This is a genomic window from Novosphingobium sp. 63-713 (assembly GCF_001898925.1).
Lineage (GTDB): Bacteria > Pseudomonadota > Alphaproteobacteria > Sphingomonadales > Sphingomonadaceae > Novosphingobium.
Map to the genome: position 1 here is coordinate 89,591 of NZ_MKVS01000053.1, position 13,626 is coordinate 103,216.

Genomic DNA, 13,626 nt, shown 5'->3' on the forward strand with positions numbered 1-13,626 from the left:
TTTGCATCAACCCCAAAAGGATCAATAGCGGTAGTGATCCGCCTTGAACGGCCCGGCCTGCGGCACGCCGATATAGTCGGCCTGCTTCTTCGAGAGCTGGGTCAGCTTCACGCCCAGCTTTTCGAGGTGGAGCGCGGCGACCTTTTCGTCGAGGTGCTTGGGCAGGACATAGACGTCGTTCTTGTAGTCGCCCGCCTTGGTGAACAGCTCGATCTGGGCCAGCGTCTGGTTGGTGAACGAGGCCGACATCACGAAGGACGGGTGGCCGGTGGCGCAGCCAAGGTTGACCAGACGGCCCTTGGCCAGGATGATGATCTGCTTGCCATCGGGGAAGGTCACGAGGTCGGTGCCCGGCTTCACTTCGGTCCAGGCATAGTTCGACAGGCCCGAAATCTGGATTTCGCTGTCGAAGTGGCCGATGTTGCACACGATCGACATGGGCTTCATCGCGGCCATGTGCTCGGCGGTGATGACGTCTTCGTTGCCGGTGGCGGTCACGAAGATGTCGGCGCGCTTCACGGCTTCTTCCATCGTGACGACTTCATAGCCTTCCATAGCGGCCTGCAGCGCGCAGATGGGGTCAATTTCGGTCACCATCACGCGGGCGCCGCCATTGCGCAGCGAGGCGGCCGAGCCCTTGCCCACGTCGCCGAAACCGGCAACGCAGGCGACCTTGCCAGCCAGCATCACGTCGGTGGCGCGGCGGATCGCGTCAACCAGCGATTCCTTGCAGCCATAGAGATTGTCGAACTTCGACTTGGTAACGCTGTCGTTCACGTTGATCGCGGGGAACGGCAGCTTGCCCTGCTTGGCAAGGGCATAGAGGCGGTGGACGCCGGTGGTGGTTTCTTCCGAAACGCCGCGGATCGCCTTGACGGTGGCGGTCAGATAGCCCGGCTTTGCCTTCAGGAAGTTCTTGAGCGCGCGCACGAACTCGATTTCTTCGGCATTGCTGGGTTCGAACAGCTCTTCGCCCGCCTCGACGCGCGCGCCCCACAGGGCGAACATCGTGGCGTCGCCGCCATCGTCGAGGATCATGTTGCAGGGTTCATCGCCCCAGTCGAAAATGCGGCCCACATAGTCCCAATATTCGGCCAGGCTCTCGCCCTTTACCGCGAAGACGGGGATGTTCTGCGCGGCGATGGCGGCCGCGGCGTGGTCCTGCGTCGAGAAGATGTTGCAGGTGGCCCAGCGCACATCGGCACCCAGCGCAACCAGCGTTTCGATCAGCACGGCGGTCTGGATCGTCATGTGGAGCGAGCCGGTGATGCGCGCGCCCTTGAGCGGCTGCGAGGCGCCATATTCGGCGCGCAGAGCCATCAGGCCGGGCATTTCGGTTTCGGCAATGGCGATTTCCGCGCGGCCAAAATCGGCAAGACCGATGTCGGCGATCACATAGTCCTTCTGGGCTTCCAGCGTGGTCACGAAAGGGCTCCTTAGAGAGTGGGCGCCAAAGGGGCGCCAATCATGGTCGCCCTTTAGCCCAGCCCCCGCCCCCGCGCAAGGGATATAAAGGAACCTTTATATCCCTTTTGGATCCCCTGCGGAAATCTCCGGGCCAACCGCGCATCAGGGATAAATTCTTGCCCGCAGGCCCATGCGTGGTTGCGACTGCGAAAGGGCGGCTTATATCTGTGCGCGACAGGAGGCGGACAATCGCAACGCCCGCCCCGCATAAGGAGAAAGCCATGACCATCGCCCCCGGCGACAGCCTGCCCGACGTCAAGCTCGTCAAGTCCACCGATTCCGAGCGCGAACCCGTTCAGACCGCCGAATATTTCAAGGGCAAGAAGGCCGTCGTCTTCTCGGTGCCCGGCGCGTTCACGCCCACCTGCTCGGCCAAGCACCTGCCCGGGTTTGTGGAAAAGGCCGCTGATCTGAAGGCCGCCGGCGTGGACGAGATCGTCTGCACCGCTGTCAACGATCCCTTCGTGATGGGTGTGTGGGGCGCGCAAAAGGGCAGCGCCGATGTCACCATGCTGGCCGATGGCAATGGCGAATTCGCTGCGGCTCTGGGCCTGACGCTTGACGCCTCGGGCGCGGGCCTTGGCCAGCGCGGCCAGCGTTTCGCCCTCGTCGTCAATGACGGCGTGGTGGAAAAGGTTTTCGTCGAAGGTCCGGGCGAGTTCAAGGTGTCCAGCGCCGAATACGTGCTGGAAAACCTCTGATTTTCCGCTGACCTCTCGGTCGCAACAAAAGACCCCGGCGCCGTGATGGTGCCGGGGTTTTTCGTTGCCCATCAGGCCGCTTCCTCATCCATCAGCTTCACCTCAATCGCGCGCCACAGCCGGTCGAGCGCGCGGGCCGGTTCGCAATTGGGTGCAAATGTGCCGATGGGCGCGCGGCGAAAGGCGGTCTGCTCGATCATGCTGGCCATGGGGATCACCGGGAAAGGCGCCATTTTGCCCTCGCGTGCTGCGCGATGCCCCTTGCGCCGCGCATCATACATGGACAGCACCGGCAAGAGCGGCGGATGCCGCCCATTCTCGCGCAACAGATCGCGCCGCAGCAGATCAAGCGCCCGCGCCGCCAGCGGCGAGGCAGGCAACGGCACGATCAGCACATCGGCCGCGGCAATCACCTGCTCGCTCACCTCATTCTGCATCGGCGGGCAATCGAGGATGATCCGCGAAAATTCGCGCCGCAACGGCCATGTCAATTGTGCCAGCCGCTTCTTCTGCCCCAACCTCGCCAGATGCACCGGCAGGCTGCGCAAACTGTCATCGGCGCGCAGCAGGGAAAGACCCGTATAAGGTGTCGGCTCGATCAGTTGCTCTGGCCGCCCCTCGCGCTGAAACAGGCTGGCCGCGCGCATCCTGGGCGCTTCCTCCATGCCCAGCAAAAACCCGGCCCCGCCCTGTACGTCCAGATCCCACAAAAGCGTGCGATGCCCGCCCAAGGCAGCCGAGCGCCAGGCCAGATCGACCGCCAGAGTCGTCTTTCCCACGCCGCCCTTGGAACTGTAAACCGCAATGACCGCCATGATCCTGAATGCTCGAAATGGTTAAAGGACTCTTAAATCCTATGACCGACCTCTCGCATGATGGCGGCATTGCGCAAGAGTGGAATCGGGGCTGGTTCAAAATGGGATCGAACCGGCCCCAAATGCTGCCTCAATATTGCGACATCGGGATCGGCGTATCGCCGCTGGTCATCGAATTGTTGCCGAATGACCGCGATGCTCCGCCCGATTGCAGGTCCATCGACTTGACGCTGCCCAGCAGATTGTTGTCGGCCATGATCGCATCATTGCCGGTGCCGATCACGCGCACGCCCGATTCGCTGTTGGACAGAAACAGCGTGCGATAGATCTTGGCATGGGCCATCCCGTCGGTGCTGGACACCAGCACGCCCACCCGATTGTTGAAGATCACCGAATCGTGGATCGTCACCCGGGAATTCGTGGTCGAATAAATATAGACCCCCGCCCCGACAGTGCCGGTGGCCAGACAATCCTTGATCGAGACGCGGTTCAACAGGACGTCGGCCCCTTTCAGCACCTGCACCCCATAGCCATAGGCAATGCCCCGCGCCGGGGCCGCGCATTCAAGCGCCACATTGTCGAGCATCACCTTGTCCGTGCTGGCCGCATTGACCGTGATTGAGGCGACCATCGACATCTGGCCATATTCGGATCGGATGGTCAGGCTGCGATCAATCGTGGCCGCGCCATAGAACCCGCTGTCCATCACAAAGATCGTGCCGCCCGGCGAGGTCTGGCGGATGGCATAGGCCAGCGTGGCGCAGGGCACGAGCGCCAGACAGCCCCCGCTGTCCATTCCTTCGGCGGAGATCCATGTCTGATCCACCAGCGCCTGCGCCGGGGCGGCCTGAAAGAACAGGGCGACCAGCAGGCAGACCGTCAGGCGGAACCGGCGGACGGCGGCGGCAAAGGCGATGGCAAGGAGGGCGAATGGAGCGTTGCGTATCATCATGGCCATGGGATGCGGCTCGCGATGATTTTCGTCGAAGGAAAATCGGTTCAATTCCGAATCGATTCCCCGCGCGAATCGCCCCCAGCTCAGCGATGCCCCTGCAGATAGGGCGTCAGAAAACGGATGATCCGCGCCTCCAGATCAATCCGGCGGTCGGACCAACTGTGATCGGTGGCGCCATGCCCGGTCTGCAGCTTACCGCCCCCCGCCTTGCGGATTGCGGCGACCAGCGGCGCAACATGCCCGGCCAGACCATCATCCGAAGTCAGCACCAGCAAGGGTCTGTCGGCCAGCGCCCCAGCCTTGGCGGTAAAATCGTAATCGGCCACATGCGCGCCCAGTTCATCGGACAGGGCCTGCGGCGTGCTGGCCAAAGATTCCATGTTTTCGGCCATCATCTTCACACGCGGCTCGGGCGGCATCGCGCCGATCATGCCGAAATTGCCCGCCGAAATCATGCCCAGCGCCACCAGATCGCGGTCCTGCGCTCCGGCCATCGCGGTCACCCATGCGCCCATGCTGTGGCCCACCACGGCCATATGCGCAGTGTCGATGCCCAGCCGCTTTGCATTGGCCGGATCGCGCAGATAGGCCAGCACGGCCTGCAGATCCTGCGGGTTCTGGGCAAAGCGGAAGGTGCCGGGGCTGCCCCATGATCCGCGATAGTTGAAGGTGATGGCATGCCACCCGGCGCGGCGCAGCGCCTGCGCCAGATCGAGATTCTTCTCATTGCCGGGAAAACCGTGGCAGATCACCACCGTGGGCCGGGGTGCGGCGCCCGATGCCAGATAGGCCACGCCATTGATCTCCACCCCGCCCGAGGGGATGTGCAGCACCTCCATCCGCGCAGGGTGGGCCGCATCATGGACGGGATCGGTATAAATCGCGGGCGGCAAAGGCAGCGGTTTCGCCGCCGCCGGGGCCAGAGGCGCGAGGAGACAGGCAGCCCAAAGGGCGCGGCGGGCAAGAGCGGGAGCGATCATGCCCCACCCTCTCACCCGCGCCGCGCCGGATCAATAGCCCATCAGGCTCAGCACTTCCTTGCGGCTGCGCGGATCGGACAGGAACGCGCCCATCATCCGGCTGGTCACCATGCCCACGCCCGGCGTTTTCACCCCGCGCCCGGTCATGCAGCCATGCTGGGCCTCGATCACCACGGCCACGCCGAAGGGGTCCAGATTGTCCCAGATGCACTGGGCGACCTGGGCGGTCAGGCGCTCCTGAATCTGCAGGCGGCGGGCAAAGCCGTGCAGAACGCGGGCCAGCTTGGAAATCCCCACAACCCGTTCGCGCGGCAGATAGGCGATGCTGGCCTTGCCGGTGATCGGGGCCATGTGATGTTCGCAATGGCTCTGAAACGGAATGTCTTTGAGCAGGACGATCTCGTTATAGCCGCCCACTTCCTCGAACTGGCGCGACAGATGGACCGCCGGGTCTTCATTATAGCCCTGGCAATATTCCTTCCACGCACGCGCCACGCGCGCGGGCGTGTCGACCAGCCCTTCGCGCGAGGGATCATCACCTGACCAACGCAGCAGCGTGCGAATCGCCTCCTGAACCTCGTTGGGGACCGGCAGCTTGCCGTCATCGGCATGATCGTGGTCATGCAGGTCGAAATTCTCGTTCATTCTGCGCTACTCCGGCATCCTGCTCCACACCGGCTGTCGGGGCGTCAAGGAAGAGTCCTCTCGCGGCATCGTCAGCGCGGTTTCGGGCCAGCATGGTTTGCGGGGACTTACGCCCCGATACGGCCCACGCTTTCGGCCCATATGTCGGCCAAAGCAAGAACAATTCGCGTTTTTTAAGGGATCGCCCCGAAGGGCATAGTTGGGATTATGTGTTGGTGCACCCGGAGCGATTCGAACGCCCGGCCCTCAGATTCGTAGTCTGATGCTCTATCCAGCTGAGCTACGGGTGCACACTGACACATTTTCCCAAACGGCCTTGTAAAAGACCGACCATTCCCCCCGAAAGGGAAGTGGTGCACCCGGAGCGATTCGAACGCCCGGCCCTCAGATTCGTAGTCTGATGCTCTATCCAGCTGAGCTACGGGTGCCTTGGAGCCGCGCCTCTAAGGGGACAGCACCGGCTTGGCAAGAGGAAAATGACATTTTGTAAAAACTAATTATTTCCCCTGTTCCGCCCCCGCCCCGATCCAGCGCAGCAGGTCGCGCACCAGCGGGATATCCAGCGGCGGCATATCCAGATCCGGCAGGGCATCGGGCGCAACCCACGCAAATTGCTGGCCTTCCCGTGCGATTGGATCGCCGCTCCACGCCCGCGCCACATAAAGCAGCAGCAACACCCGACGCCGCTCCTTGCCAGGGGCCTCATCGCTATGGGCAAAGCTGACCGGCATCAGCGCGTGCGCCTCCAGCCCTACGCCCAGCTCCTCCTCCATCTCGCGCAGGGCAGCCTCAACCGGCCCCTCGCCCGGGTCGATCTTGCCGCCGGGAAATTCCCAAAGGCCGCCGTGCTGTTTTCCTTCCGGGCGGCGCTGCATCAATATATGCCCGTCATCGCGCAACAGCGCCACGGCCACCACGGGCAGAATCATTCCACGACCTTTCCTTGTTGCCCCGGAAATTCCACCATTTCCGCTCAAGATCTTATTAACCGAACGCCTGCACAATAACACCGCAACGAATTTGGGCGGGCTAGGTCATGTCTATTACAGAATTCCTGACCCGACTCCATCGGGACGAAAGCGGGCTGGCCTCTGTGGAATACGGGCTGCTGTGCGGCCTCATTGTGCTGGTCATGATCGCCGCGCTCAGCGGCGTGGCCAACAGCATCGTCCAGACCTGGAACAACGTCGACACGCAGGCGCAGGTCGCCGTGCAGCAGGCAACGGCCGCCTGACACAAGCCTGACCGATTCGCCGCCCCCCTTTCGCATTTTGCGGACCGATGGCGCGCGTCACCCAAACCTTACCGCCGACCTCCGCATTTCCCACAGAGCGCGCGGGCCCGCTGACGGATTGTTAAGACATCTCCACTAGGAGGAGGGAACCGCCGGGCTGAGACGGGAAAACTGGCAGGGCGGAAAGACTGCTACAGGAGACTGACCATGAAGTTCATCAACAAGCTCATCCGCGACGAAGCTGGTGCGACCGCCATCGAATACGGCCTGATCGCCGTTGCCGCCATCACCGCGATGAATGGCCTGGGCAACCAGCTCAAGACCACCTTCAACACCACCTCTTCGCAGATGTCGACGGCCAACGCCTCGGCTGCCTAATCGCATAGCCTGACTACGGGGTCAGGCGCGATTTTGAGGTAATGAGAAGAGCGGCAGGGCAACCTGTCGCTCTTCTTGCATGTCCGCAATATTCATCGGCCACACATCGGATTTTCCCGGATTTTTTAGGTTACTATAAGTAAAACCATCTTTTTGGTATCGCTTTATCAACACCTTATAAGTATCTACGCGGATGTCGGCAGACACCAGTTGCCCGACGAGACCGGAGACCGACCATGAAATTCCTCAGCAAACTGATCCGTGACGAAGCCGGCGCCACCGCCATCGAATATGGCCTGATCGCTGCCCTGATCGCCGTTGCCGCCATCACCGCGATGAATGGCATGGGCAACCAGCTCTCGACGACCTTCAACACGACCTCCTCGCAGATGTCGACAGCCAACGCCTCTGCCGCCTGATCGGGATGATGCCGGGCGGCCGACAGCGTCGCCCGGACGACATCAGGATGCATGGGCGCCAGGACCGGGCCGCCCATGGCGCAACACAAAAGGGCGCAGCGTCCATCGACGCTGCGCCCTTTTGTGTATCCGGCGGGAATAAAGGCCTTATTCGGCACCGATCGCCAGAAAACGCTCTTCGCGCATCGCCAGCAACTGCTTGGCGTCCATCTTGAGCAGCTTGTCCAGTTCCTCGCCAATCGCCTTGCCCAGCGCCTTGGCCGCCGCATCGGGATCACGATGCGCCCCGCCCACCGGCTCGGGCACGATACGGTCGATGACCTTGAGAGCGAGCAGATCCTGCGCCGTCACTTTCATTGCCTCGGCCGCATCGGCGGCCTTTTCGGCAGTGCGCCACAGGATAGAGGCGCAGCCCTCGGGCGAAATCACCGAATAGACCGCATGTTCGAGCATCAGCACGCGCTCGGCGCTGGCCAGCGCCACCGCGCCGCCCGAGCCGCCCTCGCCCACGATCACGGCCACCATCGGCACGCGCAGCGCAAGACAGGCCTCAGTCGAACGGGCAATGGCCTCGGCCTGACCGCGCTCCTCGGCCTCAACGCCCGGGAACGCGCCCGACGTATCGACCAGCGTGACCACCGGCAGCCCGAATCGGCCCGCCAGTTCCATCAGGCGAATCGCCTTGCGATAGCCCTCCGGCTTGCCCATGCCGAAATTATGCTTGATGCGCGTGGCGGTATCATGGCCCTTTTCATGGCCGATCAGCATCACCTTGCGACCATTGAGCGTCGCAAAACCGCCGATGATCGCATGATCCTCGCCATACAGGCGATCGCCGCCCAGAGGCACGAAATCGGTGAAGATCTTTTCGACATAATCGACGAAATGCGGGCGCATCGGATGGCGCGCCACCTGCGTCTTCTGCCACGGGGTCAGCGCGCGATAGGTGCTGGCCAGCAGGTCGGCGCTCTTGCGCTCCAGCCGCCCCACCTCGGCGGAAATGTCGAGGTCGCCCTCGGCCGCCGTTGCGCGCAATTCCTTGATGCGCGCCTCAAGCGCGGCCACCGGCTTTTCAAATTCGAGATAGGAAACCATGGGGCATGGCCCTAGTGCGCCGCGCCGGTTTGGGCAAGCCTTTCAGCCGTCAGCCAACCGTTCTGGCCGCCAAAGGGTGCCGCTGGTTCACCAATTCGACCAGACGGGCCGCATCCACATGGGTATAGATCTGGGTCGTGCCGATATCGGCATGGCCCAGCAGCGTCTGCACCACGCGCAGATCCGCGCCCCCTTCGAGCAGATGGGTGGCAAAGGCATGGCGCAGCACGTGGGGCGACAGCCGCGTGGGGTCCAGCCCGGCGCGCGCGCCCAATTCGCGCAGCAATTGAAACAGGCGCACCCGCGTCAGATGCCCATCCTTGCCGGTGGAGGGGAACATAAAGCGCGAATCCCGCCCAGCGCCCCGGATCGCGATCCAGCGGCGCAGCACCTGGCCCGCGCGCGCGCTGATCGGCACCATGCGCTGAACCCCGCCCTTGCCGGTAATAGTCAGCAAGGGCGCATCGCGCGGCGCGGCGCTGATGGGCAAGGATACCAGTTCGGTTGCGCGCAGGCCCGATCCATAGAGCAATTCCAGACAGGCCAGCGTGCGCAAAGGCTCGCGCTTGTCGCCAGCAGCCTCCTCTTCGGCGCGGGCAAACAGGATGGCGATATCCTCATGGCCCAGAATGCGCGGCAAGGGCCGGCGCTGCGCCACGCGCGGCAGGGCCGGGCTGGGATCATCCTCGCGCCAGCCCTCGTCGATCAGGAAACCGTAGAATTGCCGCAAAGCCGAGGATTTGCGCGCCACGCTGGCGGGCGAGAGATGCCCCCAAGTGGCCGCCAGCCGTTCCAGCGCGGCCACATCGGCATGTTCAATATCCCCCAGCGCATCCTCGGCCCCGCGCAGATCGCGCTCATAGGCCGCCAGCGTATTGGCCGCCGCGCCGCGCTCCGCCGCCAGCATGGCGAGGAAAGCCGCCACCGCCGCGCTAGGCTCGCGGGTCAAAGCCTCACCCGCGCGCCACGGCTTCGGCCGCGATCATCCGCGCCTCGGCCGCCATCCCCACGCGGCTGAGCGCCGAGGTGATGTGATAGAGATAGCGCGGCGTCATCTTGGCCCAACTGTCGCCCTGCATCCCCAATCCGGCCAGCAAGGCCACCAGCGCGGCATTGTTCACGCCCGCCGCCGTATCAATCGCCCCGGTCCAGCGGGTCTGGCCCGCCACGCTGCCTTTGACCTTGCCCAGCAGCGAATCGCGCGTGCTGTCCTTGATCCGCCCCAGCCCCGACAGCGCAGCGATGAGCATGGCGCTACGATGCTGGCCATCGGATTTGTCATTGCCGATAAAGGTTTCAATGGCCCCGGTATCAGCCTCGCCCGACATCGGCAGGCCCAGCGCCAGTTGCGCCCAGCCCGGCGATCCCGCCTCGACCACCGGCCGCCACAGCGCCGCATTGCCGTCCAGCCCGGCGCTCAGCATCGAGGCAATCAGATCACCCGATTGCGCATTGAGATCCGCCGAAGGCGCCAGACGTGCCGCCGCATACGCCGTCAGCACCATCCGGGCATAGCGCGAATAGGGATTGGCGGCCCCATCCCACAATTGCTGCATCGCGGCCACGCGGTCGGCCGGGGCCACGCCCACATAGGCATCGCGCAGCAGGAGCGCGCGCTCCGCAGGGCCGCCGGTGATGTCGTCATTGCTGTAGATCTGGCTGTAAAGATCAACCATCGCCGCGCCCGACAGCACGCCCATCGCCCCCGCCACATCGGCGGCATCGGCGCGCAGGCCCAGCCCGGCCATCGGCGAGAGCGCGGTCATGTCGGCATAGACCGGCCCGGCCTTGGCCAGCAGCGCATCGGGCGGGGCCAGCCCCACCGCCAGCGTCAGCCCATGGCGCATCGGGGTCAGGTCATTGACATTGTCCCACTCGATCTTGACCGCCCGCGCCCGCGCGCCGCCCACGGCCCCGGCATATTTCTGCGCCAGCTCCATATCCATGCCCGAAAGCACCTTGGCCTTGCCCAGACGGTCGAGTTCGGACTGGCCGGTGGCGGTGGCCCCACCATAGGTCTGGCAAATGCTGCGCATCACCTGCCAGCCCGCATCATCGCGCGCCGAGGCGTTGAGTTGCAGCACCGGGCAAAAGCCGGTGAAATCGCCGGTGGCAATATAGGCGTCCATCGCCGCCTGGGTCAGCGAGGCGTCGTAATTGCTGGGGTCAATGTCCTGCACCAGCGCGCGGGCCGCCACGCCCTCGCCCATACGCAGCAGTAGGGCGGCGCGCAGGGCGGCAAATTCGGTGGGCGCCATCTCGGCGGGCGCATCCAGCCGCGAGGCCAGCGCCCGGCGCACCAGAATATGGCCCCAGCGCGACACCATCTGGCCATTGTTGCCCGCCAGCACCGCGCGCACGAGGCCCGCATTCTGGCCCGCCAGCGATTGCGGCGCCATGCCGCCCTCGCCCATATCGAGCAGACCGACCTCCTTCATCGCGCGCTGGGCGCCGGGGGGAATGTCATATTTGGGGATCAGACCGAGCAGCCGGTCCAGCTTGTCCGGCGGCAAAGCGATCAATTGTTCAAACGAGGTGATCCCGCTGGGCAGCACCACCGGCCCGGTGGCCGTGGCCGCGCCAAGCGCGCCGATGCCCGATGGCGCCTCGACAACCGGCTGGGCGGCGATGGTGGGTTCGGGATTGGGGCCGATATCGACGCGCGGCTGTCCGGGCCGCGCAGGCGGTGCAGCAGGCGCGGGCGCGCGCGCGGGCCGCGCGGCGGGGCGGTCAAAACCGGGAGGCAGCAGCGATTCGGGCCCGCCCTGCGCCCATGCGCCGCCCGCGCCCAGCAAGGCCACCAGCGAGCAGGCAAGGAGAGGCCTGGCAATCCGTTTCATCACTTCACCTGTCCGTTCACGCCGACCTGCCTGGTCGAAAGTTCCACCGCCACTTCGCGCATCTGCACCGGCCCGCCCTTGATCCAGGCCAGCGCCACAAGGCCGCCCGCCAGCATCAGGACCAGCGACAACCACCAGAGGCGATAGGATTTGCCCGATCCGTTCCTGCCGTTCTTCTTGCCGCTATCGCGCCGGATCGTGATACTCAACGCCAAAATCCTCGAAACAGCGGCCCGAAGCGGCCCGACATCATGCTATGCTTGCGCCGCCGGTTAGCAAAAGTATAGGCAGCCCGGCAATGGATGAAGATCACACTCTTTCCGAAAGCGCAGCAGAGGCCGCTCATCTGGCCGCAGTTCTGGCGCATATCGACCGCCCCATCGTTCTGGTGGGCATGATGGGCGTGGGCAAGACGAGCCTTGGGCGGCGTCTGGCCGCATTGCTGGGTGTGCCTTTTGTCGATGCCGATGACGAGATCGAGAAGGCGGCGCATATGCCGATTCCCGATATTTTCGCCACTTACGGCGAGGCTTTCTTTCGCGAGGGCGAGCGGCGGGTGATCGCGCGGCTGCTGGGCGAAAACACGCCGGGCGATGCGATCAAGGGGCTGAAACTGCCTCATGCGGGCAATGGCAAGGCGGGGCTGAAGGTTTTGTCGACCGGCGGCGGCGCCTTTGTGAATGATGCCACGCGCGAACTGATTCTCGCGCGCGGGATCGCGGTGTGGCTGGATGCGGAACTGGAAACGCTGGTGGACCGCACCGCGCGCAAGGGCAACCGGCCTTTGCTGAAAAACGGAAACCCTCGCGAAATTCTCTCCAATCTCAAGTCCAGCCGTGAACCTTTCTATTCGCAGGCCCCGATCAAGGTGATGAGCGGCAATGTGCCCCATTCTCGCACCTTGGCCAGTCTGATGGTCTCGCTGGACGAATGGCTTGATGCCCATGGCGCGAAAGGCTGATTGAACGATGCCGATTATTTCTGTCGATATTGCCGGCCGCCCCTATGAAGTGCGCGTGGGCGCCGGGCTGATCGCCAATCTGGCGCAGGAAGCGGGCGCGCGGCTGCGCAAGCCCGTCGTGCCGGTCATTACGGACGCAAATGTGCATAAGGCTTGGGGGGCGGCGGTCGATGCCTCCCTGGCGGCGGCAGGCAAGAGCGCGGCATGGCATATCCTGCCTGCGGGCGAATCCACGAAAAGCTGGGCCAATCTGGTGGCGGTGGTCGATGGGCTGCTGGCGCTGGAGGTGGAGCGGGGCGACCATATCATCGCGCTGGGCGGCGGGGTGATCGGGGATCTGACCGGCTTTGCCGCCAGCATGCTCAAACGCGGGTGCCATTTCATTCAGGTGCCGACGTCGCTGCTGGCGCAGGTCGATTCGAGCGTGGGCGGCAAAACCGCGATCAACACGCCCGCAGGCAAGAATCTCGTCGGCGCGTTTCATCAGCCTTCACTGGTTCTGGCCGATTTGGATGCGCTCGACACCCTGCCCCGGCGCGAGCTGGCTTCGGGCTATGCCGAGGTGGTGAAATACGGGCTGATCAATGACCCGGAATTTTTCGCATGGTGCGAGGCCCATGGCGAGGCCATGCTCTCGGGCGATCGGGCCGCGCGCGAACATGCGGTGGCCTACTCGGTCGCGGCCAAGGCCCGCATCGTGGCGGAAGACGAGTTCGAGACCACGGGCCTGCGCGCCCTGCTCAACCTTGGCCATACGTTCGGCCATGCCCTTGAAGCCGAAACCGGCTTTTCCGACCGCCTGCTCCACGGCGAGGCGGTGGCGCTGGGCTGCGTGCTGGCGGCGCGGTTTTCGGCGCGGCGTGGGCTGATGGGCACGGATGAGGCCGAGCGCGTGGCCGCCCATATTGCCGCCGTCGGCCTGCCCGCCGATATTCGCGCGCTGGGGCTGAATGTGTCGGGGGCACAATTGGCCGCCCATATGCTGCATGACAAAAAGGTCGATGCGGGGCGCTTGGCGTTTCTGCTGATGCGCGGAATCGGCGGGACTTTCCTGACCAAGGATGTGACGCTGGAGGAAGTTTCGGCGTTTTTGAGAGAAGAATTGGAAGGGTAAAAATGCGAGGGTCATAACCCTC

At 64.1% G+C, this 13,626-nt stretch carries 17 protein-coding genes and 2 tRNA genes; 6 read left to right on the plus strand and 13 right to left on the minus strand.

The genetic code is table 11. The annotated features are described in order from the left end of the window. Window positions 1-21: 21 nt before the first annotated feature. A complete protein-coding gene (gene ahcY / locus BGP00_RS24825) occupies window positions 22-1,425 on the minus strand; it encodes an adenosylhomocysteinase (protein ID WP_292692396.1) in 1,404 nt (467 codons plus the stop codon). 263 nt (window positions 1,426-1,688) lie between these two features. On the opposite strand from ahcY, the gene BGP00_RS24830 reads away from it, so the two are divergent. Beyond that, window positions 1,689-2,168, plus strand: coding sequence for a peroxiredoxin (locus tag BGP00_RS24830; RefSeq protein WP_168603909.1), 480 nt, complete (start codon window positions 1,689-1,691; stop codon window positions 2,166-2,168). Window positions 2,169-2,239: 71 nt separating this feature from the next. Here BGP00_RS24830 and BGP00_RS24835 read toward each other — a convergent pair whose 3' ends face one another. The 7 genes from BGP00_RS24835 to BGP00_RS24865 form a co-directional block, all read right to left on the minus strand. Next, on the minus strand, window positions 2,240-2,983 hold the full coding sequence (locus tag BGP00_RS24835; RefSeq protein WP_292692394.1) for a ParA family protein: 744 nt from the start codon (window positions 2,981-2,983) through the stop codon (window positions 2,240-2,242). 130 nt (window positions 2,984-3,113) lie between these two features. Continuing rightward, window positions 3,114-3,935, minus strand: a complete 822-nt coding sequence (locus BGP00_RS24840; RefSeq protein WP_292923216.1) for a right-handed parallel beta-helix repeat-containing protein — start codon at window positions 3,933-3,935, stop codon at window positions 3,114-3,116. Window positions 3,936-4,021: 86 nt separating this feature from the next. Continuing rightward, on the minus strand, window positions 4,022-4,918 hold the full coding sequence (locus tag BGP00_RS24845) for an alpha/beta fold hydrolase (protein ID WP_292692390.1): 897 nt from the start codon (window positions 4,916-4,918) through the stop codon (window positions 4,022-4,024). Between the two features lie 30 nt (window positions 4,919-4,948). Then, the gene (gene folE / locus BGP00_RS24850) at window positions 4,949-5,563 is read right to left on the minus strand and encodes a GTP cyclohydrolase I FolE (protein WP_168603913.1); all 615 of its coding nucleotides are present in this window, start codon (window positions 5,561-5,563) and stop codon (window positions 4,949-4,951) included. Between the two features lie 213 nt (window positions 5,564-5,776). Continuing rightward, window positions 5,777-5,853 (minus strand) — tRNA-Arg (locus BGP00_RS24855). Between the two features lie 61 nt (window positions 5,854-5,914). Next, a tRNA-Arg gene (locus BGP00_RS24860) sits at window positions 5,915-5,991 on the minus strand. Between the two features lie 69 nt (window positions 5,992-6,060). Further along, on the minus strand, window positions 6,061-6,492 hold the full coding sequence (locus tag BGP00_RS24865) for a (deoxy)nucleoside triphosphate pyrophosphohydrolase (protein ID WP_292692388.1): 432 nt from the start codon (window positions 6,490-6,492) through the stop codon (window positions 6,061-6,063). 107 nt (window positions 6,493-6,599) lie between these two features. Between BGP00_RS24865 and BGP00_RS24870 the strand changes: the two genes are divergently transcribed. Together BGP00_RS24870 and BGP00_RS24875 are read left to right on the plus strand one after the other, a co-directional pair. Further along, a complete protein-coding gene (locus tag BGP00_RS24870) occupies window positions 6,600-6,797 on the plus strand; it encodes a Flp family type IVb pilin (protein WP_292692387.1) in 198 nt (65 codons plus the stop codon). Between the two features lie 207 nt (window positions 6,798-7,004). Next, window positions 7,005-7,175 (plus strand): Flp family type IVb pilin, encoded by a 171-nt coding sequence (locus tag BGP00_RS24875; RefSeq protein ID WP_292692385.1) that lies wholly within the window; start codon window positions 7,005-7,007, stop codon window positions 7,173-7,175. Window positions 7,176-7,196: 21 nt separating this feature from the next. Here the strand turns inward: BGP00_RS24875 and BGP00_RS24880 are convergent, their stop codons facing one another. Beyond that, a complete protein-coding gene (locus tag BGP00_RS24880) occupies window positions 7,197-7,382 on the minus strand; it encodes a hypothetical protein (RefSeq protein ID WP_292692383.1) in 186 nt (61 codons plus the stop codon). 29 nt (window positions 7,383-7,411) lie between these two features. Here BGP00_RS24880 and BGP00_RS24885 point away from each other — a divergent pair, with 29 nt between their 5' ends. Then, window positions 7,412-7,594 carry a Flp family type IVb pilin gene (locus BGP00_RS24885; RefSeq protein WP_168603917.1) on the plus strand — a complete coding sequence of 61 codons (183 nt, stop codon included), beginning with the start codon at window positions 7,412-7,414 and terminating at the stop codon, window positions 7,592-7,594. 147 nt (window positions 7,595-7,741) lie between these two features. On the opposite strand, the gene BGP00_RS24890 is transcribed toward BGP00_RS24885, so the two are convergent. Genes BGP00_RS24890 through BGP00_RS24905 form a run of 4 tightly spaced genes read right to left on the minus strand, consistent with a single transcriptional unit; the run spans window position 7,742 to window position 11,738 of the window. After that, entirely contained in the window at window positions 7,742-8,689 is a 948-nt protein-coding gene (locus BGP00_RS24890; protein WP_168603918.1) for an acetyl-CoA carboxylase carboxyltransferase subunit alpha, read from the minus strand. A 49-nt stretch (window positions 8,690-8,738) separates the two neighbouring features. Next, window positions 8,739-9,638 carry a tyrosine recombinase gene (locus tag BGP00_RS24895; RefSeq protein ID WP_292692380.1) on the minus strand — a complete coding sequence of 300 codons (900 nt, stop codon included), beginning with the start codon at window positions 9,636-9,638 and terminating at the stop codon, window positions 8,739-8,741. Between the two features lie 4 nt (window positions 9,639-9,642). Then, entirely contained in the window at window positions 9,643-11,529 is a 1,887-nt protein-coding gene (locus BGP00_RS24900) for a hypothetical protein (RefSeq protein ID WP_292692378.1), read from the minus strand. Further along, window positions 11,529-11,738, minus strand: coding sequence for a hypothetical protein (locus tag BGP00_RS24905; RefSeq protein ID WP_168603919.1), 210 nt, complete (start codon window positions 11,736-11,738; stop codon window positions 11,529-11,531). Before BGP00_RS24905 ends, BGP00_RS24900 begins: the two co-directional genes overlap by 1 nt. An 89-nt stretch (window positions 11,739-11,827) precedes the next feature. Here BGP00_RS24905 and BGP00_RS24910 point away from each other — a divergent pair, with 89 nt between their 5' ends. Continuing rightward, on the plus strand, window positions 11,828-12,490 hold the full coding sequence (locus tag BGP00_RS24910) for a shikimate kinase (protein WP_292692376.1): 663 nt from the start codon (window positions 11,828-11,830) through the stop codon (window positions 12,488-12,490). Between the two features lie 7 nt (window positions 12,491-12,497). Then, window positions 12,498-13,604, plus strand: a complete 1,107-nt coding sequence (gene aroB, locus BGP00_RS24915; RefSeq protein WP_292692374.1) for a 3-dehydroquinate synthase — start codon at window positions 12,498-12,500, stop codon at window positions 13,602-13,604. The last annotated feature ends 22 nt before the right edge of the window (window positions 13,605-13,626 follow it).